Origin of the sequence: Flavobacterium sp. P21 (genome assembly GCF_050632225.1) — a bacterium.
GTDB lineage: Bacteria > Bacteroidota > Bacteroidia > Flavobacteriales > Flavobacteriaceae > Flavobacterium.
The window spans coordinates 4,834,455-4,859,059 of the sequence record NZ_CP192585.1 but is presented as its reverse complement, the minus strand read 5'-3'; the positions used below and the strand labels follow the sequence as shown (position 1 = coordinate 4,859,059).

The window sequence follows — 24,605 nt, the reverse complement described above, 5'->3', positions numbered from 1 at the left end:
AGATAAAAGCATAGCTTCTTTTTATTTTTTAGTTCATTATAAAATTAAAAAAGAATATAAAAAAACAATTGCAGAGCTAAGTTTGATAGGAAATATTGTTACGTTCCAAGATTAACTAAAGCTCAGAAATTAACTAAAAAGACTTTTGCGATTTTCAATTTTCTATCCCAAACAGGATTGAAATGTGAAAAAGTCATTTTATAAAATCTGGAATATAAAAAAAATAAAACATGAAAAAACTACTAACAGGGTTTGCTCTTTTGGGTTTTGTTGCGGTTGCACAGGCACAAACTATAAGTGTACAGTTTTCGCGTTTTGCAGGAAAACAATATGTGTATGTTTTAGAGCGAGGTGAGAAAAAAGACACCATTAGCAATGGTAAACTAGATGAGCAAGGCAAAGCAGTGTTTGTAATTCCTAAAACGCAAAAAGGCTATGCGGGAATTTCTCATTTTGTGCTTATAGATGGGGGAGGAATGGATTTTATAGTTAACAAAGAAAACTTTTCTGTAACTTGTCTGGAAGAACAGCCCAATTTTGAGAACACAAAATATACAGGTTCTGCAGAAAATGATTTTTTAAATCAAAAAATTAAAGAGCAGAAAGTAATTTTAGACAAAGTTGGTTTTGCAGACTACGGTTTTAATTTGTATAAAAATGATGAGCCATTGTATATTGCTTTTCAAAAAGAAAAAGAAAATCTGCGGCAACAGTTTACAGGTTTAAAAAAAGAAATAGCGAAAAGCACATTGTACGTCGCTCGTTTTGTAGAAATATACCAATTTTTAATTGGTATGGGTAGCAGTTTTGACAAAACGCAAGAAGAAAAAGCAAAAGAATTTAATCTTTTCGTAAAAGAAAAACTCGATATGCAGGTTTTATACAACAGCGGTTTCTGGAACCAAACTATCGAAGGCTGGGTAAACATGCAAAAAGAAGTTTTAAAGGATGATGTAGCCTTGCTTGCAGACGCCAAACAGATTATGTCAAGAATAAAAAGCAAGGAAGTTTATGCTCGCTTTTACAGAAAAAATAATAAAAGAATTTACTAGAGCTGGAAAAGATGATTTGGTGGATGAGATTACGGCATACGCCACAAAATCTGGAAAGATTGAAAACCCTAGCAAGAAATTTCAAAATGTGATCAACGGTCCTGTTGTTGGTGCAAGTGCTCCATCGCTTCAAATTGGTTCTGCAAAAAAGACAATTAATAAAAAAACGATCTTATTATTTTTCGAATCGGGTTGCAACAACTGTGAAAATGAAATTCACCAATTGTTAGGAAATTATCAGATTCTAAAAGATAAAGGTTATGAAGTAATAAGCGTGGTCGCAGACATGACTAAAGAAGCCGGAGACGGTCACAATCATGAATTTCCGTGGAAAGAGCAATTGTGTGATTATAAAGGGTTCTCAGGGCCAAATTTCCAGAATTACGCAATAATAGGCACGCCAACTTTTTCATCATAAACGAAAAAGGAATAATTACAGGTCGATATGCGAGATTAATCGATACAGGAATTCTTAATTAATGAATTTTAAATTATGAATTACAAACAAAAAAAGCAGTTCGAAAGAACTGCTTTTTTTGTGCTCAAATCTGTCATTGTGAGTAACGAAGCAAACACACGACTTTTAAACTTTATTAAAATTATAAGCACTAAGTGAGATTGCTTTGTTCCTTGCAATGACGTTAGATAAACAGCTTAAAATAAAAAATCCCAAACTCACATTGGAATTTGGGATTTTCAATATTATAATTTAAAGAAAATTTAGATTTTCTTCATTTGCTCTTTCATCATAGAAATTTGCTCTTTCAGCATTCCTTGCTTGTCTAATTTCTTAGCTTCGTTTAATAAATTAGTCGCTTCAAGTTTTCTACGTCGTGACATTGCAACTCCTGCAAGGTTTAATTTGGCTACAGCCAAATCCATATCCATTGATAATCCAAGCTCGATTGCTTTTTTGAAATGTTTCTCAGCTTGATTGATATTAGTTTGAGATAACATGATTCCGTGAAGGTAATTGAAGTATCCTTGTTGTTTTCTTACTAAAGTCGCTTCAGGATTTTTGATGTATGCAAGCCATTTTTGAGCTCCAGCAAAGTCTTGTTTTCTTAATTTAAGGAAGGCTAAAAGGATGAATTCATTTTTGAAATAAAGAAAAATTGGAATTGCAGTCAGTAAAATCAAGAATATACCATTTCCGATATTACTTTCTGTAAATTGCCAAATGCCCGCCACCACTAGAAGTGCGGCCAAAATAAGTTTAATATTTTTGTGAAACATAATTAATGTAAATTTGTGATTGCAAATATAGTAAAAGGAATTAAAAATATTTTTATAAAAGTACTTGCCAGAAAAAAAGTCTTTGTATATTTGCACTCGGTTTTTGAACAACGATATCCAAAACCAAATAAACGAGTTAATAGATACCATTTTTAAAGATACAAAGCAATGAGCAAAAGAACATTTCAACCATCGAAAAGAAAAAGAAGAAATAAGCACGGATTTATGGACAGAATGGCTTCTGCGAATGGAAGAAAAGTTCTAGCGCGTAGAAGAGCAAAAGGAAGACATAAATTAACTGTTTCTAGCGAGCCTAGACACAAAAAATAATGTTTGTATAAACATACATAAGGCGATTACTTTTTTAGTATCGCCTTTTTTTATACCTTTTCGGTAATAAATTTGTAACTTTCTAGTTTAGAATACACTATGAAGGTTTTTTAAAGCACTTATATAACTACACAATACATACAAAATGCCTAAAGACACATCAATAAAATCAGTTTTAATAATAGGTTCAGGACCTATTGTTATTGGTCAAGCTTGCGAATTCGATTATGCAGGATCTCAATCTGCGCGTTCGATTCGTGAAGAAGGAATTGAAGTTATCTTGATTAACTCGAACCCAGCAACGATTATGACCGACCCATCTATGGCCGATCATATTTATTTGAAACCTTTAACTACAAAATCGATTATTGAAATTCTTAAGGAACATCCGCAAATTGATGCTGTTTTGCCTACAATGGGAGGGCAAACTGCTTTGAACTTGTGTTTGGAAGCTGAGGAAAAAGGAATCTGGCAGGATTTCGGAGTAAGATTAATCGGTGTTGATGTAAATGCAATTAATATTACTGAGGACAGAGAGCAGTTTAAACAGCTTTTAGAAAAAATTAATGTACCAACTGCACCTGCAAAAACAGCTACTTCTTACTTAGAAGGAAAAGAAATTGCTCAGGAATTTGGTTTTCCACTTGTAATTCGTCCTTCGTTTACTCTTGGAGGAACTGGTGCGACTGTGGTTTATAAAAAAGAAGATTTTGATGAGCTTTTAACTCGCGGACTTGAAGCTTCTCCAATTCATGAAGTTTTAATTGATAAAGCTTTGATGGGATGGAAAGAGTACGAGTTAGAGCTTTTAAGAGATAAAAATGACAACGTGGTAATTATCTGTTCGATCGAAAACATGGATCCAATGGGAATCCATACTGGAGATTCGATTACAGTAGCGCCAGCGATGACATTATCTGATACAACTTTCCAAAAATTACGTGACTACGCCATCTTAATGATGAGAAGCATCGGAAATTTTGCTGGAGGATGTAACGTACAATTCGCAGTTTCGCCAGATGAAAAAGAAGATATCGTAGCAATCGAGATCAATCCTCGTGTATCTCGCTCTTCTGCTTTAGCATCAAAAGCGACTGGATATCCAATTGCAAAAATCGCTTCTAAACTGGCTTTAGGATACAACCTAGATGAGTTGCAAAACCAAATTACAAAATCTACTTCGGCTCTTTTCGAACCGACTTTAGATTACGTAATCGTAAAAATACCACGTTGGAACTTCGATAAATTTGAAGGTTCAGACAGAACTTTGGGTCTTCAGATGAAATCTGTAGGTGAGGTTATGGGAATCGGACGTTCTTTCCAAGAAGCGCTTCACAAAGCAACTCAATCTTTAGAGATCAAGAGAAATGGTTTAGGTGCTGACGGAAAAGGATACAAGAATTACGAACAAATTATCGAGAAACTAACTTATGCAAGCTGGGATCGTGTTTTTGTAATTTATGATGCAATTGCAATGGGAATTCCGTTGAGTACAATTCATGAAATTACAAGAATCGATATGTGGTTCTTGAGACAATATGAAGAGCTTTATATTTTAGAAAAAGAAATTTCGAACTACAAAGTTGCTGATCTTCCAAAAGAATTATTGCTTGAGGCGAAACAAAAAGGTTTTGCAGATAGACAATTAGCTCACATGATGAGTTGTTTGGAAAGCGAAGTGCATACTTTACGTACAAATATGAATATCAACCGTGTGTTTAAACTGGTTGATACTTGTGCGACTGAGTTTAAAGCAAAAACACCATACTACTACTCAACATTTGAAGCTGAAATCGAAAAAGCAAACGGAGAACGTTTTGTAGATAACGAAAGTATTGTAACAGATAGAAAGAAAGTAATTGTTTTAGGTTCTGGGCCAAATAGAATTGGACAAGGAATTGAGTTTGATTACTCTTGTGTACACGGAGTTTTGGCGACTAAAGAATGTGGTTACGAAACGATCATGATTAACTGTAATCCTGAAACGGTTTCTACTGACTTTGACACTGCTGATAAATTATACTTTGAGCCAGTTTTCTGGGAGCATATTTATGACATCATTCAACACGAGAAACCAGAAGGTGTAATCGTTCAGCTTGGAGGTCAGACTGCGCTTAAATTAGCGGATAAATTATCTAAATACGGTGTGAAAATCATCGGAACTAGTTTTGACGCACTTGACTTAGCAGAAGATAGAGGAAGATTCTCAGACTTATTGACTGAATTAAACATTCCTTTCCCAAGATTTGGAATCGCTGAAACTGCTGACGAAGCTTCAAAATTAGCTAATACTTTAGATTTCCCACTTTTAATTCGTCCTTCTTATGTATTAGGAGGTCAGGGAATGAAAATTGTAATCAACAAAAAAGAGCTTGAAGAGCACGTAATCGATTTGTTGAAAGCAATTCCTGGAAACAAATTATTACTAGATCACTATTTAGCTGGAGCGATTGAAGCTGAAGCTGATGCAATCTGTGATGCTGATGGAAATGTTTACATCATCGGAATTATGGAACACATCGAGCCTTGTGGAGTTCACTCGGGAGATAGTAACGCAACATTGCCTCCTTTTAACTTAGGAGAATTTGTAATGCGACAAATTAAAGACCATACGCATAAAATTGCTAGAGCTTTAAAAACAGTAGGTTTAATCAACATTCAGTTTGCGATTAAAGATGATACAGTTTACATCATCGAGGCAAATCCAAGAGCTTCAAGAACGGTTCCGTTCATTGCAAAAGCTTACGGAGAACCTTATGTAAACTACGCTACAAAAGTAATGTTGGGCCACAATAAAGTAACTGACTTTGATTTCAACCCACAATTAAACGGTTTTGCAATCAAACAACCAGTTTTCTCTTTCAGCAAGTTCCCGAACGTAAACAAAGCGTTAGGGCCAGAAATGAAATCAACAGGAGAAAGCATCTTGTTTATTGATGACTTAAAAGACGATCAATTCTACGAATTGTACTCTAGAAGAAAAATGTATTTGAGTAAATAATCTCAGATTCTGTTATAAAAGAAAAGCTCCAATGAAAATTGGAGCTTTTCTTTTATATTCAGTCACAATAATACATTCCGATTTTCCGTAGAGACGCACTGCAGTGCGTCTACGTCCAGTATTCATCGCAATTGATTTTGTGTTTTGTTGATATATTTTGCGTATAAGACGCACTGCCGTGCGTCTCTACAATATGCTTTGTGTGTTTTTATGGATAAAAAAAGCTCCAAAATTATTTGGAGCTTTTTCTGATTAAAGTAAGATTGATGATTTTATTTTATCAACTGTTGCAAAGGCTTCAGTTGTTCCATATTGATATTCGATTTTTGTATTACCGACATCAATGTCATAATGTTATTCGGATTCATGTTTTTTCCTAAAACGCGTATTACAGCAAAGCCATTTTCTTTTCTGTTGGCAAAAACTACAAACTCTTCGATATTTTCATCTGTACCAACATAACTTATTGAAGCGCCGTCTTTGCCAGAACCCACTTTCATCAATTGCTGATATTTTGGGTCTTTTAAAATGGCATTTACTTTTGTGCGTTCTGTTTCAAATTCGGCTTGATTTTTATCTGTCGCTTTAAAAGCTAAAATATTCATTTTGTCAAATGATTTGATAGCTTCATTTTGTTCCGCAGTTAAATTTGTTTTGTCTAAATTCAAAATATTAGAAGAAACATCAATTGCGATAAAATCCTTTTTTCGTTATGTTCAACAAAATATTTTTGCAATGATGGTTCAGAATTACAACTAACTAAAGTCAGTAATACTAAAAGGGCTGAGGTAAAAACACGAACTTTCATGATTATTTTTTGCCTTTAGAGGCTTTTTTAAGTCGCTTCCGCCAGGAAGTTGCATCTTGTCTGTCAATACTGAAATTTCATTTAAATCAAAATTACCAGTCAAGGATAATAAAACTGTTTCATCTGTTTTTGCACCATCAACAAACATCAGCAATTCTTTTATTTGAGAGTCGCTAGCGCCTGATTTTACCATTATTCGAACATTTTTTCCACTGTCGTTTACTCGCATTAATTCTTCAAGACCAGCAGTTTTAATGTATTTGTCAGCAGAAGCTTTCATATCAGCTTCTATTTTAGGATTCTTAGTCGTAAACACTTTTAAGTAATCTAATTTTTTGATCAGATTGATGTATTGTTGTGTTTCTTTGTCAGAAGCATCAACTTTTACTTTGCTCATTAAATCGAACATTTTTTTGTTTACAATTACCGATGTTACGTCATCTTGACCGTCAAATTTGTCAAAAGCGCCTTGTGCATAGAAAGAATGAGTGAAAAAGGCGAAAACTAGTGTTATGATTAAATTTTTCATTTTTGATTGAATTTAATTACTGTTTAAAAATTTTGTTTTTTGATTGTTCATATTCGTTAATGTATTGCACACTTTCAATACCTACATTAACATTGTTTGATAAAAGTGCCAAGGCCTTTTGTGTTGCTTTCAGCGCTTCTTCAGGATTGTCATAGGTTCCTAATTCTGACTGCGCTACAGCTGGAGCCGCAGTTTTTTCGCTTACAAAGAAATAAGTCCCAATTCCTAGTAAAACAACAGCTGAAGCCGCAATTGATAACCACGCCACATTTCGTTTCTTAGTTTGTAGTGGAATCTTTTGCGTTGATTTTTGTTGTTTTACCTGAGAGAAATAACCAAACATTGGCTGATATTGCTCTAAATGTCGCGCAACATTTGGAGATGAGAAGTATTCTTTTAGTTCCTTTTCTTCAGCAATAGTGGTTTCTCCCTGAAAGTATTTTTCTAATATATTTTCTATTCTATCTAATTCCATAACTGTGTGTGTTAACCATTGATTCTCTAATTTTTTTCTCGCTCTAGAAAGTGCTACTCTAATAGCGGTTTCATTCATGTTGACAATTTTTGCAATTTCATCAAATTCATATTGCTCAACATCGCGAAGCTGAATTAATATTTGAAGCTGTTCTGGCGGCTCATTTATAATTTTCTCAACCCATTCTAAGCTATCAGAATCTTCCAGTTTTTTGTCTAATTGAGGCTCACGGTCTGTAAAATTGTTGTGTACAATTTTAAGGTTTCCGGTTCTTTTAGATTTTAATTGATCCAGACAATAATTTTTTGTCATGGTCATGGCAACTGCTTCGATATTATTGTAGGAATCTAAACTTTCTTTCTTGTTCCATAATTTTACCATCACTTCCTGAGTAGCATCTTCAGCTTCTTCGGTGCTGATGAGCAATCTTTTTGCCAGACGAAAAACTTTGTCTTTAAAAGGATTAATTAATTCTATAAACACATTCTGATTCATAAAATTGGTTGGTTATTCGTTAGCTTATATAGTCAAGACGAGGCACTATTATTTTTGTTACAGCCACTTTGAAAAAAATTACAGAAAAAATGAAATAAACTTAATAGAGTTAAAACTAAAGGTAGTATTTTTACGTTAATAGATTACCAAGAGCATTTATTTATGAAAACAATATTAAAAAGTTTATTACTAATTTTTTTGCTAGCTTTTGCTTTGCAATCTTGTGAAGATCAAGATGATGTCGAAGCTCCAGCAACTTTGCAAGTAAATGATTTTATCTGGCACGGATTAAATGAAGTTTATTTGTGGCAAGCTGACGTGCCAAATTTAGCAGATGATAGATTCAGCACCAAAGCTGAATTAAACTCTTATTTATCTGGATATTCTGATCCGGAAGAATTATTTCAAGATTTATTAAATAAACCAATTAGTAAATATCCTGCAACGGCAATTGACCGTTTTAGCTGGATTGTGGACGATTATACTGTTTTAGAGCAAGAACTCAACGGAATCACAAAAAATAATGGTGTCGATTTTAAATTGACCCGAGTATCATCTGGATCTAATGATGTGGTAGGTTATGTGCGTTACATTATCCCAAATTCGGATGCTTCAGGTAAAGCTATAAAAAGAGGGGATTTGTTTACTTCTGTTAATGGTACAAAACTTACAGTTTCAAATTATCAATCTTTGTTGATTGCTCCAGATACCTACACTTTGGATTTGGCTGATTATAACGGATCAGCATTTGTTTTGAATGGTAAATCGGTTACTTTGACTAAAACAGTTTTAGAAGAAAATCCTATTTTGATCAATAAAGTAATTGCATCTGGAGGCCATAAAATTGGTTATTTGATGTATAACGGATTTTATTCTGATTACGATGCTAGACTGAATCAAGCTTTTGGGGAATTAAAAGCACAAGGTGTTACAGATTTGGTTTTAGATTTAAGATACAATGGTGGAGGATCTGTGCGTTCTTCAACTCGTTTGGCTAGTATGATTACTGGGCAGTTTGATGGAAAAGTGTTTTCTAAACAGCAATATAATCTTAAATTGATGGCTTCAATGACGACAGATGATTTGGAGACTTTAAATCAGAGATTTGTGAATAGTATTGACGGAACCGCTTTAAATAGTTTGAACTTATCAAAAGTTTATATTTTGACGACTTCAAATACTGCTTCGGCAAGTGAATTGGTTATAAACGGATTAAAACCATATATCAATGTTGTTCAAATTGGGGAAACCACAATAGGTAAAAATGTGGGTTCTTTTACGGTTTATGATTCGCCAACTTTCACAAAAGAGAAAGTAAATCCAAACCATAAATATGCTATGCAACCATTGGTTTTCAAAATTACGAATGCACAAGATTTTGGAGATTATACATCTGGATTGACCCCTACGTATGTTCAGTTAGAATATATCAACAATTATGGTGTTCTAGGAGATCCTTCTGAGCCATTATTGAATTTAGCAATTTCTAAAATTACTGGAGCTACAGCTAAAAAGATTCAAACCGACAAATCTTTTATTTTGCCTTATTTAAACGATTCGAAAAAAATCAACGGATTACGAGACGAAATGTATTTAGAGAATGCTCCAAAAGGATTTTCGAGATCATTAAAATAAAAAAAGGCTTTCAGAAATGAAAGCCTTTTTTTCAAAAAAATCCAAAAACTAATTTAAAAATAAAGGTATATTAGTTGAAGTAAAAACCATTTGGTCCAACTCCTACCGTTAATTCTTTTTGTGATACACCACTTAAATTGTAAATGTAAGCTTTGCTATTTGAAGCGTAATCTCCTGCATCGGCAATGAAAATTTTGTCATTGTTTACCGCAAATCCATAAATAGAGCCACCAGTAGAAAGCGTTGCTGTAAAGATTGGAGCGGTTGTAGCATCAGTAGCTGTAGTGTTAATAGCGTATACAGCTTTGCCTGCAGTGTAGTAAATTTTATCATTGTAAATGTCCAAATATCCTGCACGTCCTTGCGCTTGTGGAATTGTAATTTTTGAAGCTGTTTTATCAGAAAGTTTTACTTTGATAATTTCGCTATTAGTTCCTGAAAGGCCTCTTAGAATGTAAAGTATGCCGTCTTTTACTTCCATAGTGTCAGCATTGTATCCAATAGTTACAGGTGTCTCCAATGCTTTTGTCGCTGGATTTACAACTAATAATTTATCGCTTGAATAAGGTTCTGTAATATATAATTTGCCATTTTCTAATAAAATTCGGTTTGCAGTAGCATTCAATTCAATTTTAGACTCTACTTTGTTTGTAGCCAAATCAATTACAGCGATGTAATCGTCAGTATCACCAGTTGCTGGATTGCTGTACGAATAAGTATTTGCGTTAGTTACATAGGCTTTTCCGTCTTTTACAACACCATATCTTGGGTTTGCTAATCCGCTATCAACTTTTGCAATTAATTTAAATGTGTATCTGTTTACAACATCAATTACATTAGAGCCGCCAGCAATGATATACGCTTTATCTCCGTCAAAAAAGATGTTTTGAAGATATACTCCCGCAAAATCTCCAGCATTTGCAGTTTTGTAAACGTCAGCAGTAAAGTTTGATAAATCATCACTCGCAAAAGAAACAGATCCACCACCAGAATTTCCTTCGTTTAAGATGAAAAAACCATTATCATAAACTCCTTTCGGATCATTGTCATCATCGTTAGAACAAGAAACAAAAAGCGAGACGCTGATTGCTAATAAAAATAATCTAGTTAATTTCATTATATTTAAAATTTAAGGTTTAAGTACATATTAAAATTTCTTCCAGGCATTGGCCTGTTTTCAAGACTTTCATAATTTTCGTTCCAAATATTCAATACTTGAAATCCGAGTTTGAAGGAGTGCAGAAGTTTAAAATCATAATCGATTCCTATATTTGAAACCATATAAGCATCAACAATTTCATTTGGATCATTATCTGCCTGCGTATACACAAAACCATTATACAAAAATTGATAATAAGCTGAAATTCGGCTTCTTGAATACGAAACAGAAGCAGTTACTTTATTAAAAGGAACAAAAAACAACTGTTTGTCAGTTTCTGTGTTTTCTGAAACCGTGTATGCATAAGTAGCATTGGCTCCAAAATAATTTTTGCCATACTGTTTTTTCCAGCTCAGTAAAGTTTCGGCACCATAACTGTTGACTTTATCTGTGTTTTCGGGTCTCCAGATGCCCCCGCTTCCTGGGACCCATCGCAATAAATCGGTAATTTTGATGTAGTAAAGTGTTTGCGTAAGCGAAATATTTTTGAAAGTAAACACATTTCCAATTTCCGCTTGATACGAACTTTCTGGTTTTAAATCAGGATTTCCGCCTTCTTCCCAATACAAATCATTGAAAGTTGGAATTCTGAAGTTTCTAGATAAATTCACTTTCAAATTATACAGTTTTCCAAATTGATAAGAAGAACCTAAATTGAATAAAACTGGTGATTTGTAATTATCTGTGAATTCTTTTCGAATGCCAAATTCAGTCTTCCAGTCTTTAGAAAAATCTTGTTTTACTAATAATGCGACAGAGCTTATTTCTCGCGTATTATCCCCAAAACCGCTTCCGAATCCTTTTGTTCGATTGTAATCTAAAATCCCGTTTAATTGTGTTGATTTGAAAAGTGTGTATCCTAAATCAGCTTTCGTAATCAAACTTTCTGTTTTTCCAAAAGTGTATTGATTAAGAGAATTGTTAGGGTAATATTGGTAATTTTCAAAAATGTATGCCGTTTTGAAATTGGCTTTAAGCTTGCCAAAATCTCCGTCATATTCAAGTAAATTTCTATTGAAACCGTTTACATATTTGCTTGGAGTTTCAGATTCAGTTATTAAAGAAGTATTTCGGTCCGTATTGGAAGTTTGCGTGTATAATTTTAAACTGTTTTTTGCATCAAATTTATAGCCCAAATTTGCACTCATTGTGATGACGTCATATTGCCCGTTTTGATTCCAACGCTGTTCACCTTTCCAAGTATATCGGTTCAAATATTTATAGTCGTTTGTCGAACTGTTTTTTGAAAAACCAATTTGGGCGCTCCACTTTTGATTGGAAATATTAGTTTTATAATTAATCCCAATGGTATTAAAACTTCCGTAATCAAGTTTTAAATTATTCTCAAAACGATTATAAAATGCCAAATCGTTGTTTAAATGGACAGTTCCGCCCACAGCTCCACTTCCGTAAATAACACTTCCTCCACCAGCTTTTACACTGATTGAATTGTAATCTGCTCCAGAAATGGTGTTGAAATCAGTGCTTCCATTCATTTGCGAATTGATATTAATTCCATTCCAGATAACCGCGGTTTGAGAAGAAGTTGTTCCTCTAAAAGCTACTGTCGAAAGCATTCCGCGACCGTATTCTTTAAAATAAATTGTAGAATTGAAGTTTAATAAATCAGTTAACAAAGCCTCATTTTTATTGATAACAGAATCATTGAGTTTTAAAACTGATTGTGATGTAGAATATTTTTTAAGATTGGAATCAGAAACTAAAACTTCTTTTAAACTAGTAATAGAATCTTTCTGCGCCCAAATCAATTGGCACAACAACAATAAACTAAAAGCGAAATATTTTTTTAAAGTCATAATTTCTACACTCTTTTTCCCGAGAGTTCGATCTTTGTTTAAAAGGCAGGTCTCCTGGCTTGCGTCTTGTTGTTTGCCTTCCCATCACGCAAGGCGTGACAGTGGTTTGTAGATAACAACAAGCATTCTTTTCAGAACTAAGCTTACAGTTGCGGGTACAGCTCAAGATTTTACTTGATTCCCTTTTAATGTGTTTTTTTATTAAAACACAACCTTAATTTTGCGCAAAGATAAAGTTAAAATTATTGAATTTTCAAATTTGTTTTACCTTTTCTGATAAATTCTGAACAAAAGCGTTGTCAAAGCTCAATTTTAATGACTTGACCAAAATCAACTTTATTTTGAAAAGCCTCTTTCAAAGGCAATGAAGTTTGATGGCATAAGATACTTCTGATGATTCCAGCATGCGCAACAATAACAATTGGATGTTTTACATTTTTGGAAATATTGTTCAACAAAAAGTTACCAACGCGATCATGTAATTCCACAAAAGATTCTCCGTTTGAAACTTTAATATTTACGAAATCTTCCATCCACGGATTGAGTTGTTCAGGCGGAATTTCATTCCAGTTTTTGAGTTCCCAATCGCCAAAATTCATTTCTTTCAATCGGTCATCTTCGTGATAGGAAATGGTTTTGATATTATTTTGAATATGTTTTGCCAAAGTCACACAACGCTTTAACGGACTAGAAAAAATAATTGCTTCAGAAGGCAATTGCAAAACGATTTCATTAAAAATAACATCAAAAGGAACAGCGATATCAACATCAGATTGGCCATAACATATTCCTTTTTCGCAGATGGTTTCAGTATGGCGAACTAGATAAATTTCCATATAAAAATAAGGCTTAAGTAAAAAATAACTTCGCAGACTTGCTGTGTGGCGCCAAGACAATCGCCAGTATATCCGTCAATCCATTTTTGAAAATATCGTGCTAAAAAATATCTTGTCAAAAAAACAGGAATTAAAACTAACAGGATTTTTATCTGAAAAGAAAAGTAAGCGAGCATCAGCAACGGAATTAACCCGAAGAAAAAAGATCCAAAAATTTCTTTCCAAGTATGTTGTTTTGCGATCGGTTTGCTTTTGCTTGTTGCATCATCTCTCGAATATTCATGAGTGAAAATGATACTGATTGCAGTCAAACGGCTTAAAGAATGCACTGAAATAAAAAACAAGAATAGCAGAAAATAGTTGTTGTCATTTTTGAAAATTAGAATAGATTCTGAAAGCAATTTAAATTTAGCTAAAAACAACAAAACCAATCCAATTGCTCCGTATGCGCCAATAGCGCTATCTTTCATAATCATAAGGATTTTTTCTTTAGTCCAGCCACCGCCAAATCCGTCGCAGACATCTGCAAAACCGTCTTCGTGGAAAGCTCCTGTTGTTAAAATCGAAGCGATTATAGCAAAAATTACAGCGGTTTCTGTTGAAAGAAATAAAGAGAAAATATAGAAGGAAAGAAATGAAATACTCCCAACAATCCATCCGATAAAAGGAAAATAACGGGTTGCTTTGTTCAAATAATCAGGATGATGCGTAATGTTTTTTGGACATGGGATTCTTGTATAAAACATTAAACAGGTGAAGAAGATGTGTAGTTCTTTTTTCATTTAAAATTTTGATGTTTATTTCTTACTTACTCCAGCACTTTCAAAACTTGCCATTTCATTTAGAAAAGCCTCCGCCGATTTTAAAATTGGGAAAGCAATTGCACAGCCGGTTCCTTCGCCCAAGCGCAAATCTAGATTTAAAATTGGTTTTGCCTCAAGGTAATCCAAGAGTTTTAGATGTGCTCTTTCGGCAGAACAATGACAAAAAACGGCATTTTTTATAATTTCAGGATTCATTTTGGTTGCAATTAAAAATGCAGTACTGCAAATAAATCCGTCAACAAGAATCAGCATTTTATTTTCGAAAGCAGTTAGCATTCCGCTTGCCATTTGCAGAATTTCAAAACCACCAAAGAAAGCCAATTGCTCTTTTAATTCGGCTTGGCCGGAATAATTTTCAATTGCTTTTTTTAGAAGATTTTGTTTCTGAATCAATTTTTCATCGACAACTCCCGTGCCTTTTCCTACACATTCTTCAATCGGAAAGCCAGTCAAAAGGCTCATTAAAACCGAAGCTGTTGAAGTATTTCCAATTCCCATTTCGCCAAAACCAATACAGTTTGAACCTGTTTTAGCGATTTCTTCAACGATTGATTTTCCTTTTTCAAAACACAATTGAAGTTCGGTTTGGCTCATGGCCGGTACATGCAAGAAAGACTGTGTTCCTTTACCAATTTTAGCATTAATCAAATTTGCATTTGTTGGAAAATCATAATTGACACCAGCATCGACAATTGATAATTGAATGTTATTTTGTTTGCAAAAAACATTAATTGCCGCGCCTCCGTCTAGAAAATTAGTAACCATTTGGCGTGTTACATCTTGCGGATAAGCGCTTACACCATGATTTGCAATTCCGTGATCAGCGGCAAAAACAAACATATATGGATTTGTGATTTTCGGAGTTAAAGTTTCAAAAACTGTTGCTATTTGAAAAGCGAGCGTTTCTAAAGTTCCTAAAGCACCAATTGGCTTTGTTTTTGAATCTATTTTTTCTTGAAGAAGTTTATCAAAATCGGTTGCAATTTTATTTTTTGATGTGAAATTAGTTGTGATTTCTGAAACAGAATTTTCGTTTACATTTTGAATTTCTGTACAAATTGGAGCTTCCGATTTTTGTTTCCAATGCAATTGCCGCAACATGGGTTGATTGTCATAGTTTGTTGCAGGTTTTCCTATGCAGAAATATCCTAAAGGCTCAATGTTTTCAGGTAAATCTAATATTTTTTTAAACTGATAATAATTTAAAATGGAAACCCAGCCCATGCCGTAACCTTGTTCTGTAAGCGAAAGCCAAATATTTTGAGCCGCACAAACCGAACTGAATTTTACAGCTTCATTGCTTCCGACAGTTCCAATAGTAAACTGATTCAAAACCGAACGATCATAAGCAATTATCAGTCCGATTGGAGCTTCTTCAATTGCCTCTAATTTCAGGGATCTGTAAAGTTCTTTTTGCTCCGGATTGGCGGTAAGTTCTTCGGCTTTTTTGTTGTACTCTAAAAACAGATTTTTAATGGCTGTTTTGACTTCAGAAGATTTTATAAGGTAATATCTCGTTGCATCTGTAAGCCCGACAGAAGGCGCCCAATGTCCAGCCTGCAAAGCTTTTTGGATTACTTCATCAGGAACTTCATCGGCAGTAAAATGTCGGGTATCACGGCGTGATTTTAATATATCATCTAAATGGCTCATTTTCAAAAATCAATAGCAATTTCAAAAATCAATTTCAATATCAATGGCAAAAGTTTATGCCCATTTCAAAAATCAATTTCAATTTATTCTTTGTGTAAAGATACTTTACGATATTGGAATTTTAGGATTTAAAATTTAGAATTTGTTCTATTGATTTTTGCCATTGATATTGAAATTGAATTTTGTTAACCTTTGATTTTGACTGGAATTCCCGAAACCATCAAAACTACTTCATCAGCATTTGAGGCTAAAAACTGATTCATCCAGCCTTGTAATTCAGTAAATTTTCTGCCAATGTGTGTATCCGCGTGAACACCCATTCCAATTTCGTTGGTAACAATTATTAGAGTTACATTCTCTTGATTGGCAATCGAAAGAAATTCTTTTTTGGCTTCTTCTAAAGATGCGGCGACATCATTTTTAGTGTCAACAAAAAAGTTAGTCAGCCAAAGCGTAACACAATCAATAAGTGCAACTTTTCCTGAAAAGTCAATTTCACTAAGATATTTTTCTTTCTCAATATTGGTCCAGCGTTCGTCGCGCTCTTGCTGATGGCGATCGATTCGGTTTTGAAAATCGGAATCCCATTTTCTGGCCGTTGCAACATAAAGAGGCGAATCAGAAAGTTGTAAAGCTAAGTTTTGGGCATAATTGCTTTTTCCTGATCTTTCACCACCAGTTATCAAGTATATCATTTTTTTGTTGAGTTATAAATTATGAGTCATGAGTTTCGTTTGGCAAGTTATGAATTAAATGAAGCAACAACTCATAACTCATAATTCAAAACTCATAATTATTAATAAGGGCAATGACGACAACCGTTTCCGCAACAGTTTCCTCGTTTGAGATGGTACCAAGTTTTAAAAACCATATTGCCATTTTCCATATAATAGTCAATTCCTTCGATAAGTTTGTCTATTTTTGGTAATAATGTCGCCTTGTTTTTTGTTGCTTTTTCAGGAGTTATTGTTTCTATATAGGCATCAATTTTATCTTCACAGGCTTCTTTAAAACAAACTGGGCACAAACAGTCGCCTCCTTCTGAAAGATTAAAAATTGGTGGGTAATCGTTGCACCAGCATTTTTGTTCAACCGAAATATCTCCACAGCTGAAAGAAGCCTCACAGCTTGAGCAAATTTTTGTTTTTGTGGTATTCATAATGTAAAGATACAATTTGTTGAATTTTGTAAGAATAAAAGTAAACAAAAAAATCAGAAAATGATTTACCTTTGTCCCTATCCAAAACGTTAAATATGAAATTTTATTTACCTAAGTTAGTATTTTTTCTTTCTTTTTTTATTCTTACAAGTTGTAAAAAAAGTGAGAATATTGAAACCGTAAAATCAGAAACTGCAAAAAATAGCATCGAGTTTGCTTCAGGACTTTCTATCGTAAAACAAGAAGGTTATTCTGTAGTTACAATCTCAAATCCTTGGCCTAATGCAAATAAGGATTTTAAATATGTACTAAAAGAGAAAGATGCTAAAGTTCCGGACAGTCTTCAAACTTATACAACAATAAAAGTGCCATTAGAGTCAGTAGTGGTGACTTCGACCACTAATATTCCGTTTTTGGAAATGTTGGAAGTTGAAGATAAATTGGTTGGTTTTCCACACACCGATTATATTTCGTCTGAAAAAACAAGAGCACTTATTGATAAAGGTTCGGTAAAAAATGTTGGACAAAATGAAAAATTAAATATTGAGCAACTGATTGAATTATCACCAGATTTGATTGTGACTTTTGGCGTTGACAACAACAATCCGATGTTGGATAATTTGAAAAAAGTGGTTTGAATGTTTTGATTCAGGGCGATTGGATGGAACAGTCTCCACTCGGAAAAGCGGAATGGATTAAGCTTTATGGCGCTTTATTTGGTAAAGAAGACAAAGCAAAAGAATTGTTTGATAAGATTGTGGAAAGTTACAATCAAGCTAAAAAATTAGTAGCAGATAAACCGGCAACAACAAAAGTTTTATACGGTTCTATGTATGAAGATGTTTGGTATGTGGCGAAAGGAAATAGCTGGGTCGCACAATTTATGAAAGATGCCAAAGCCGATTATTTATGGAGTAATTTAAAAGGAACAGGAAGCGAAGGTTTGTCTTTTGAAAAAGTGTTGGATAAAGCGAAAGAAGCAAATGTTTGGGTGGTTTCAGGTTCTTTTAAAACTTTAGAAGAATTACAAAAAGCAAATCCGCATTATGGTGAATTTGATGCTTTTAAAAATAAAACAGTTTATTCGCTGGAAAGTAAATTTGGAGCAACTGGAGGAACTATTTTTTATGAATTATCACCAAGTCGTCCGGATTTGGTTTTAAAAGATTATATCAAAATTTTCCATCCGGATTTATTGACGGGTTATGAATTTACTTTTGCATCAAAACTGAATTAAATTGGCAAACAAAAAGCGAAATACCATTTTATTTGTCGTTTTGTCTCTTGGACTTTTGCTGATGTTTTTCGCGAGCATTAGTTTAGGATCTGTTACAATTCCGTTAAAAGAAGTTTTTAGTAGCTTAACAGGCGGACAGGCGACAAAATCAACTTGGGAATATATTATTATTAATTATCGTTTTCCAAAAGCCATAACGGCGGTTTTAGTAGGAACTGGACTTTCGATAAGCGGACTTTTAATGCAGACTTTATTTAGAAATCCGTTAGCAGGTCCGTATGTTTTAGGACTGAGCTCAGGCGCAAGTTTGGGCGTTGCTTTTGTAATTTTGGGAGCAGGATTTTTGCCTTCCTTTTTGCAGATAATTGCGCTGTCGTCGTACGGAATTGTGATTGCATCTACTTTTGGAAGTACCTTAGTTTTGCTTTTGGTTTTAGTAGTTTCGCAAAGATTGCGTGATACAATGGCAATTTTGATTGTTGGATTAATGTTCGGAAGTTTTACGACTGCAATTGTAAGCGTTTTGACGTATTTTAGCACTGCAGAACAGCTTCAGAAATTCACTTTTTGGTCAATGGGAAGTCTCGGAAATCTTTCTTGGGGAACTATCGTAATTTTGACTGTTTGCGTCGGAATTGGTTTGATTTTAAGCGCAAGTAGTATAAAACCCTTAAATGCATTGCTTTTGGGAGAGAATTATGCAAAAAGCATGGGATTGAATTTTAAAAAAGCGAGGCTAATAATCATATTTGCAACGAGTATTTTATCAGGAAGTATTACAGCTTTTGCAGGACCAATTGCTTTTATCGGATTAGCTGTTCCTCATATCGCAAAACTGGTTTTTCAAACGAGCAATCATACAGTATTGTTTTGGAGTACTTTGTTTTTCGGATCTATAATAATGTTGTTTTGCGATATCGTTTCACAAATGCCGGGATTTGATGTGACGCTTCCAATCAATGCCATAACATCGATAATTGGTGCGCCGGTTGTGATTTGGCTTTTAGTCCGAAAAAGGAATTTTCAATGATTTGTTTGGCCACAGATTACGCAGATTAAACGGATTATTTTTAAACTTAGAAGCTTAGAATCTTAGTAACTCAGAATCTTTAAAAATGAAAAACATTTTAACTACTTCAAATTTAAATATTGGATACAAATCCAAGAAAGGAGTTACGACCATTGCGGAGCATCTAAATCTAAGTTTGGCTTCTGGAAAACTCATTACTTTGATTGGCGCAAACGGAATTGGAAAATCCACTTTACTCCGAACAATTACCGGAATTCAAAAACCATTGTTTGGAAATGTTTATTTGAATGAAAAGAATATTTCGGCATACAAACCTTTAGAATTAGCGCAGAATCTAAGTTTAGTTTTAACGGAGAAATTACCACCAAGTAATCTTTCAGTTTTTGAATTAGTCGCGCTTGGTCGTCAGCCTTACACGAATTGGGTTGGAACTTTAACACCCGAAGATATTGTAAAAGTTAATGAAGCTTTAGCGTTAACTCAAATTACTCATTTAGCAAGCAAAAAGCATTTTGAAATAAGCGACGGACAATTACAGAAAGTTCTAATTGCGCGAGCGCTAGCTCAAGACACACCTTTGATTATTTTGGATGAACCCACAACACATCTTGATTTGCTTCATAAAGTTTCGTTATTCAAATTATTGAAAAAATTGACTCAGGAAACCGAAAAATGTATTTTGTTTTCAACGCACGATATTGATTTGGCCATTCAGCTTAGTGATGAAATGATCATGATGACCCCAGAAAATATAGTACAAGACGAACCGTGTAATTTAATTTCAAATGGAAGTTTCAGTAATTTGTTCAAAGATGAACATATTGTTTTTGATGCTGAAAAAGGGAAGTTTATTGTGAGTTAGTTTTTGTTGTTTTCCATTCCTTGATTTTCTGATTAATCATGCTAAAAATGCCAGCAGAAATTAGAAAAATTAAAAATTTGATTAACAGTTCAAGAAATAAATTTGAAGAATAAGAACTTGAAGTCATTGTCCAAGAGCTTGGCAAATAGTCACGATGAAAAGAAGTGATAATAATGACTATTTTTTCAATTGAAACAATAAAGAAAAAGCTGAAAATTAATTTTAGAAGGATGTTTTTTTGAATTGATTTAATTCGAAGAAGCTGGCTCATCGAAATCCAAAGTAATGGTTGAAGCCAAAAGCCAAACCAATATTGACCAAACATTCTGTTAAGCAAATAATTTTTACTTTCTTCATCAGAAATGTTTAATTCAACAATTGTTGTAAGTGGGAAGATGATTAAATAAACAATTCCAATGAATGAAATGAAGAGGTTTGATTGACTGTTAATTTTTTGGAGAATCTCATTTTTTAGAAATATTGAAAGAAATAAAGAAATGATACTAATTATTCCATAAGTAGAAAAAAATCTACTAATATAAATTCTGTACTAAACAATAATCTTTCAATCATATATAAATTTCTTAACCCTCGATTAAACAGTTAAACAAATAAACAATTAAATTTTCTTTAATCCAATTTGCCTCTTAGCCTCACCAACCACAAAAGCAACAGAATTTGCAATATTAAAAGAACGAATCAGCGGAGACATCGGAATAGTCAAATGATTCTCAAATCTAACCATAAATTCTTTGCTCAAACCGACACTTTCTTTTCCGAAAACCAGCCAGTCGCCATCTTGAAATTCATTTTCCAAATATGATTTTTCAGAATGCGAGCTCATCAAAAATACACGAGAATGATCTGGGATTTGTGCAATCCATTCTTCTACATTTTGATATTCGGTTACGTCAAGATGTACCCAGTAATCCAATCCAGAACGTTTCAGGTTTTTGTCATTAATTACAAATCCGAAAGGATGAATTAAATGAAGTCGGCTTTCTGTACCAACGCACAATCTTCCAATATTTCCAGTATTATTTGGTATTTCAGGTTCTACAAGAACAACGTTTAGCATTATCGTTTATTTGTTAATTTGTTTAATCGTTTAATCGGAAATCTGAGACTTCAAGAACTTCTCCGGCTTTAAGGTTTTGCAAATATACATTTCCAATTCGTACACGCACTAATCTCAATGTTGGAAATCCTACTGCCGCAGTCATTTTTCGAACTTGGCGAAATTTTCCTTCTCTCACTGTGATTGATGCCCATGAAGTTGGTCCGTGGCGTTCATCTCTGATCTTTTTTGCTCTTGGCCCAAAATCAGGAATTTCGGTAACTATAAATGCTTTACAAGGTTTTGTTTTGTATTTACCGCCATCAAGTCCAATTTCGACACCTTTTTGCAATTGTTCTATAGCTTCTGGAGTAATTAATCCATCGACTTGAACATAATATTCTTTGTCAACCTTTTTGCTTCGAACAAGTTCGCTCATGCTTCCGTCGGTTGTCAGTAACAGCAATCCTTCAGAATCTTCATCTAGCCTCCCAATCGCCATTGTTCCTTCGGGAAAATCATGCAATTCGCCCAAAAGCTTTTTCTTTCTTTTTAATTCATAAATAAATTGGCTCAAATAGCCGTATGGTTTAAAAAGAATGAAGTGTCGGTGCATGTTTTAATTTTTTACAAAGATAGTTTCTTTGGTAAAATTAATTGGCAAAGATTTATGCTTTCATTTTTTTCAGCCATTGGTACACAAACCAAATTACAGTAATTGCAAAAATGACAATTAAAATAGGGTAGTAATTTTGAAAAAACTCATGAAAATAGCTTCCAACCAAAATATAAATGGAAGCCATGCATAATTTGATCAGAATAAATTCGGCATTTGACCAGCTGGTTTTGATTTTAAAGAAATTCATGATTATAAACGTTTTTAAGTTGCTTTTACTAAAGGTAATAAAATAAAAAAAGATGGCAATTATAAAAAAGAAGGACTATAAAGCGATAAATTTTTCAGCTCTAGAATTCGTAATATTATGCTAAGAATTTTAAATGGAAATAATATGGAAACGAATAATTTAGGCTCAAAAAAGATAAACGGAATCCAGAAAAATATAGACGAAACGAAAGGTAAAAATGTATCGCACGACATAAAATATGACAAAGTAAATCTGGAACAAGAAATTGTATCTGACGAAAAGGGCGAAAAAGAAATTGTAGATCGTGCACGAAACGTCAACGAAGAAATCGACAAAGTCGCTGATAGCATAAATCCTGATAATCCAAATGCAAATCGTGGTGTGGAGACAGATGAAGAAGCCAGTAAAACAGTAGAAAATAAAGACCGAAATTCTGATATAACACCAAATCGTTATCCAAATTCAAATCCGGAAAGTCATGAAGATCGCGGCAATATGAAATTGGATGAAGAACAATAAATACGGATTTTTTTGCAGACAATCATCAATTTATCGTCAAATAACATTTGATTAGCATATCAGGTTAATGTTATGCTAAACTCTGTTTTTAAGGCTTCTAACCATTAATATCTTCGTAAATTGTAGGAGCAATTTAAAATTTTTACAATATGGCACTTTTAGAAAACAAAGTAGCTTTTGTATCTGGCGGTGGTTCCGGAATTGGACGCGCAGTTGCAGAAGCCTATGCACGAGAAGGGGCAAAAGTCGTTCTTTCAGATATCAATGTTGAACATGGTGAAGAAACCGTAAAAATGATTAAAGACAGCGGAGGCGAAGCTTTTTTTGTAAAAGGCGATTCGTCGAGTGCAAGCGACAACAAACATATGGTTGAGGTTGCAGTTTCAAAATATGGACGTTTAGATATTGCCTGTAATAATGCAGGGATGGGCGGACCAGCAAAACCAACTGGCGAATATGAGCCCGAAGCTTGGGATCGCGTAATTGCACTTAATATGAGTGGTGTTTTTTATGCTTGCAGATATCAATTAGAGCAAATGGAAAAAAATGGTGGCGGAAATATTGTGAATATCGCATCGATTCATGGGCAAGTCGCCGCGCCAAATAGTCCAGCTTACACTGCCTCAAAACATGGAGTAGTTGGTTTAACTAAAAATATCGTCGCGGAATACGCTTTGAAAAACATTCGCTGTAATGCAGTTGGTGCAGGTTACATTGAAACTGCTTTGTTGAAAGATAACCTGACTCAGAGTTTAATGGATGCTGTTGCGGCAAAAGCGCCGATGAATCGATTAGGAACTGCTCAAGAAGTCGCCGATTTGGTTGTATTTCTAAGTTCTGAAAAATCGTCGTTTACAACAGGAAGTTATATTATCGCAGATGGCGGTTATACTGCAATTTAAAGTTTCAGACATAAAAAGAAAAAAGGCTTTCTAGAAATAGAGAGCCTTTTTTGTATTAATAGGAAATCAATTTTTTAAAAGCGTCAAAATCAGGTTCAGGCACTATCGGATAAAAATATTCCAGTTGCCATTGCTGTGATTTTTTTGCTTGTTTGCTTTCAGTTTCATCCCAAGGAGGATAAACTCTGATGGCTCTTTTTCCTTCTTCAGTTTTAGAAGAAAAAACAGCTTTTTCCAGCAAAACATTTTTTGGAAAGATAAATTGTCCCAAAAGATCATCTTTGCGAACGCTTACGATTACAAAATCGATAGCATCACTATGATCAAAAGGTTCAATAACTCCCAGTCTGCTTCGTTTCCACAAAGTAACAAACTGTCCAGTTTTTGCTGGGGTAATTTTGGCCTCGCGATAACAAATATGTTTTTCATTCATCAGGAAACGGTAAGCACTATAATCAATGCTTTCGCTTTCCTGTTGAGGTCGCGTGCAGTCAAAATCAAAACAATCATAAACCAGTTCCTTGGCTAAAATTAAATCCTGGGGGAAAGATTTGTGGTTAGACCAATGGTTTTTTACGATCATTTTGAGAAGACTTGCTTTTAGGCTTGTTTTCAAAATTATGTAGGTTTAGGGGGTTACGTGGTTTGGGGTTTAAATGGTTAATAATTTATTTAAAATGAAACATTCAATCCAAAATTCAATCCCCATTGGAATTGATTGAAAGACTGGCTGTTCAAAGGATTAATATAATAATTCATTGCTGGTTCTACAAAAACATTTGTTTTTTTATAAACGCGATATTGTAGCGTACTGCTTAAAGTGGAACCGTATACAAAATCATTTGCATTTGCGTTTTCACCAATGGAATTTCCGTCAAGAGCAATATTGTTTGCAATTAATTTTCCAACAAAGCCTCCAGTATTTAAACTGATGCTTGCTTTGTTTTTAGAAAAAACAGCATATGAAACCTCTAACGGCATTTCGATATATTTTAAGCTTTGATCTATATTTCCGGTCTGAATGTTGTCACTTTTTAATGCATTCTTAGTGGTATTAGATACAAGTACATAACCATCGTTTGTTGCAATTTGAGGAACAGTCGCATTTTGAACAAAATAATCA

At 33.9% G+C, this 24,605-nt stretch carries 25 protein-coding genes, 2 pseudogenes and 1 riboswitch; of the genes and pseudogenes, 10 read left to right on the top strand and 17 right to left on the bottom strand.

What is annotated here, in order from left to right; all coding sequences use genetic code 11:
- Positions 1–230 precede the first annotated feature (230 nt).
- Positions 231–1,052, top strand: coding sequence for a hypothetical protein (locus ACQ9BO_RS24465; protein WP_431242844.1), 822 nt, complete (start codon positions 231–233; stop codon positions 1,050–1,052).
- Positions 1,012–1,470 (top strand): hypothetical protein, encoded by a 459-nt coding sequence (locus ACQ9BO_RS24460; protein WP_431242843.1) that lies wholly within the window; start codon positions 1,012–1,014, stop codon positions 1,468–1,470. Before ACQ9BO_RS24465 ends, ACQ9BO_RS24460 begins: the two co-directional genes overlap by 41 nt.
- A gap of 302 nt (positions 1,471–1,772) precedes the next feature.
- Here ACQ9BO_RS24460 and ACQ9BO_RS24455 read toward each other — a convergent pair whose 3' ends face one another.
- Positions 1,773–2,288 (bottom strand): DUF2892 domain-containing protein, encoded by a 516-nt coding sequence (locus ACQ9BO_RS24455; protein WP_431242842.1) that lies wholly within the window; start codon positions 2,286–2,288, stop codon positions 1,773–1,775.
- 168 nt (positions 2,289–2,456) lie between these two features.
- Between ACQ9BO_RS24455 and rpmH the strand changes: the two genes are divergently transcribed.
- Both rpmH and carB read left to right on the top strand, forming a co-directional pair.
- Positions 2,457–2,618 carry a 50S ribosomal protein L34 gene (gene rpmH / locus ACQ9BO_RS24450; protein WP_008464848.1) on the top strand — a complete coding sequence of 54 codons (162 nt, stop codon included), beginning with the start codon at positions 2,457–2,459 and terminating at the stop codon, positions 2,616–2,618.
- Between the two features lie 145 nt (positions 2,619–2,763).
- Positions 2,764–5,619: a carbamoyl-phosphate synthase large subunit gene (gene carB, locus ACQ9BO_RS24445; protein ID WP_431242841.1), complete on the top strand. Its 2,856-nt coding sequence runs from the start codon at positions 2,764–2,766 to the stop codon at positions 5,617–5,619.
- A 272-nt stretch (positions 5,620–5,891) separates the two neighbouring features.
- Here the strand turns inward: carB and ACQ9BO_RS24440 are convergent, their stop codons facing one another.
- The 4 genes and pseudogenes from ACQ9BO_RS24440 to ACQ9BO_RS24425 all read right to left on the bottom strand — a co-directional run bounded on the left by ACQ9BO_RS24440 (position 5,892) and on the right by ACQ9BO_RS24425 (position 7,926).
- Positions 5,892–6,287 (bottom strand): DUF4252 domain-containing protein, encoded by a 396-nt coding sequence (locus ACQ9BO_RS24440; protein ID WP_431242840.1) that lies wholly within the window; start codon positions 6,285–6,287, stop codon positions 5,892–5,894.
- An 87-nt stretch (positions 6,288–6,374) separates the two neighbouring features.
- Positions 6,375–6,956, bottom strand: coding sequence for a DUF4252 domain-containing protein (locus ACQ9BO_RS24435; RefSeq protein ID WP_431242839.1), 582 nt, complete (start codon positions 6,954–6,956; stop codon positions 6,375–6,377).
- Positions 6,957–6,972: 16 nt separating this feature from the next.
- Positions 6,973–7,431, bottom strand: coding sequence for a hypothetical protein (locus ACQ9BO_RS24430; protein ID WP_431242838.1), 459 nt, complete (start codon positions 7,429–7,431; stop codon positions 6,973–6,975).
- Positions 7,418–7,926, bottom strand: a pseudogene (locus ACQ9BO_RS24425) (RNA polymerase sigma factor). The gene ACQ9BO_RS24430 and the pseudogene ACQ9BO_RS24425 overlap by 14 nt, the downstream one beginning before the upstream one ends.
- 162 nt (positions 7,927–8,088) lie before the next feature.
- Between ACQ9BO_RS24425 and ACQ9BO_RS24420 the strand changes: the two are divergent.
- Positions 8,089–9,561: a S41 family peptidase gene (locus ACQ9BO_RS24420; protein WP_431242837.1), complete on the top strand. Its 1,473-nt coding sequence runs from the start codon at positions 8,089–8,091 to the stop codon at positions 9,559–9,561.
- A gap of 70 nt (positions 9,562–9,631) precedes the next feature.
- Here the strand turns inward: ACQ9BO_RS24420 and ACQ9BO_RS24415 are convergent, their stop codons facing one another.
- From ACQ9BO_RS24415 to ACQ9BO_RS24385, 7 genes are all read right to left on the bottom strand, one after another.
- Complete coding sequence (locus ACQ9BO_RS24415) at positions 9,632–10,678, bottom strand: YncE family protein (RefSeq protein WP_431242836.1); 1,047 nt, start codon at positions 10,676–10,678, stop codon at positions 9,632–9,634.
- Between the two features lie 5 nt (positions 10,679–10,683).
- Positions 10,684–12,537, bottom strand: coding sequence for a TonB-dependent receptor plug domain-containing protein (locus ACQ9BO_RS24410; protein WP_431242835.1), 1,854 nt, complete (start codon positions 12,535–12,537; stop codon positions 10,684–10,686).
- A gap of 27 nt (positions 12,538–12,564) precedes the next feature.
- A riboswitch (cobalamin riboswitch) is annotated at positions 12,565–12,769 on the bottom strand.
- 67 nt (positions 12,770–12,836) lie between these two features.
- Positions 12,837–13,373 carry an alpha-ribazole phosphatase family protein gene (gene cobC, locus ACQ9BO_RS24405; RefSeq protein WP_431242834.1) on the bottom strand — a complete coding sequence of 179 codons (537 nt, stop codon included), beginning with the start codon at positions 13,371–13,373 and terminating at the stop codon, positions 12,837–12,839.
- Positions 13,358–14,155 (bottom strand): adenosylcobinamide-GDP ribazoletransferase, encoded by a 798-nt coding sequence (locus ACQ9BO_RS24400; RefSeq protein ID WP_431242833.1) that lies wholly within the window; start codon positions 14,153–14,155, stop codon positions 13,358–13,360. Before ACQ9BO_RS24400 ends, cobC begins: the two co-directional genes overlap by 16 nt.
- Positions 14,156–14,170: 15 nt before the next feature.
- Positions 14,171–15,850, bottom strand: a complete 1,680-nt coding sequence (gene cobT / locus ACQ9BO_RS24395; RefSeq protein WP_431242832.1) for a nicotinate-nucleotide--dimethylbenzimidazole phosphoribosyltransferase — start codon at positions 15,848–15,850, stop codon at positions 14,171–14,173.
- Between the two features lie 185 nt (positions 15,851–16,035).
- A complete protein-coding gene (gene cobU / locus ACQ9BO_RS24390) occupies positions 16,036–16,545 on the bottom strand; it encodes a bifunctional adenosylcobinamide kinase/adenosylcobinamide-phosphate guanylyltransferase (protein WP_431242831.1) in 510 nt (169 codons plus the stop codon).
- Between the two features lie 101 nt (positions 16,546–16,646).
- Entirely contained in the window at positions 16,647–17,009 is a 363-nt protein-coding gene (locus ACQ9BO_RS24385; protein ID WP_431242830.1) for a DUF5522 domain-containing protein, read from the bottom strand.
- Positions 17,010–17,104: 95 nt separating this feature from the next.
- On the opposite strand from ACQ9BO_RS24385, the pseudogene ACQ9BO_RS24380 reads away from it, so the two are divergent.
- From ACQ9BO_RS24380 to ACQ9BO_RS24370, 3 genes and pseudogenes are all read left to right on the top strand, one after another.
- Positions 17,105–18,246, top strand: a pseudogene (locus ACQ9BO_RS24380) (ABC transporter substrate-binding protein).
- A 61-nt stretch (positions 18,247–18,307) separates the two neighbouring features.
- Complete coding sequence (locus ACQ9BO_RS24375; RefSeq protein ID WP_431245200.1) at positions 18,308–19,276, top strand: iron chelate uptake ABC transporter family permease subunit; 969 nt, start codon at positions 18,308–18,310, stop codon at positions 19,274–19,276.
- An 85-nt stretch (positions 19,277–19,361) separates the two neighbouring features.
- Positions 19,362–20,138 (top strand): ABC transporter ATP-binding protein, encoded by a 777-nt coding sequence (locus tag ACQ9BO_RS24370; protein ID WP_431242829.1) that lies wholly within the window; start codon positions 19,362–19,364, stop codon positions 20,136–20,138.
- A 619-nt stretch (positions 20,139–20,757) separates the two neighbouring features.
- Here the strand turns inward: ACQ9BO_RS24370 and ACQ9BO_RS24365 are convergent.
- The 3 genes from ACQ9BO_RS24365 to ACQ9BO_RS24355 are packed head-to-tail and all read right to left on the bottom strand — an operon-like array spanning position 20,758 to position 22,061.
- Positions 20,758–21,216, bottom strand: a complete 459-nt coding sequence (locus tag ACQ9BO_RS24365) for a tRNA (cytidine(34)-2'-O)-methyltransferase (RefSeq protein ID WP_431242828.1) — start codon at positions 21,214–21,216, stop codon at positions 20,758–20,760.
- Between the two features lie 22 nt (positions 21,217–21,238).
- Positions 21,239–21,811, bottom strand: a complete 573-nt coding sequence (locus ACQ9BO_RS24360; protein ID WP_431242827.1) for a pseudouridine synthase — start codon at positions 21,809–21,811, stop codon at positions 21,239–21,241.
- Between the two features lie 52 nt (positions 21,812–21,863).
- On the bottom strand, positions 21,864–22,061 hold the full coding sequence (locus ACQ9BO_RS24355; RefSeq protein WP_431242826.1) for a hypothetical protein: 198 nt from the start codon (positions 22,059–22,061) through the stop codon (positions 21,864–21,866).
- 117 nt (positions 22,062–22,178) lie between these two features.
- Between ACQ9BO_RS24355 and ACQ9BO_RS24350 the strand changes: the two genes are divergently transcribed.
- Entirely contained in the window at positions 22,179–22,580 is a 402-nt protein-coding gene (locus ACQ9BO_RS24350; RefSeq protein ID WP_431242825.1) for a hypothetical protein, read from the top strand.
- A 149-nt stretch (positions 22,581–22,729) separates the two neighbouring features.
- A complete protein-coding gene (locus ACQ9BO_RS24345) occupies positions 22,730–23,482 on the top strand; it encodes an SDR family NAD(P)-dependent oxidoreductase (protein WP_431242824.1) in 753 nt (250 codons plus the stop codon).
- 55 nt (positions 23,483–23,537) lie between these two features.
- Here the strand turns inward: ACQ9BO_RS24345 and ACQ9BO_RS24340 are convergent, their stop codons facing one another.
- Both ACQ9BO_RS24340 and ACQ9BO_RS24335 read right to left on the bottom strand, forming a co-directional pair.
- Complete coding sequence (locus ACQ9BO_RS24340) at positions 23,538–24,098, bottom strand: MepB family protein (RefSeq protein WP_431242823.1); 561 nt, start codon at positions 24,096–24,098, stop codon at positions 23,538–23,540.
- A gap of 56 nt (positions 24,099–24,154) precedes the next feature.
- Positions 24,155–24,463, bottom strand: a complete 309-nt coding sequence (locus ACQ9BO_RS24335) for a hypothetical protein (RefSeq protein WP_431242822.1) — start codon at positions 24,461–24,463, stop codon at positions 24,155–24,157.
- Between the last annotated feature and the right edge of the window lie 142 nt (positions 24,464–24,605).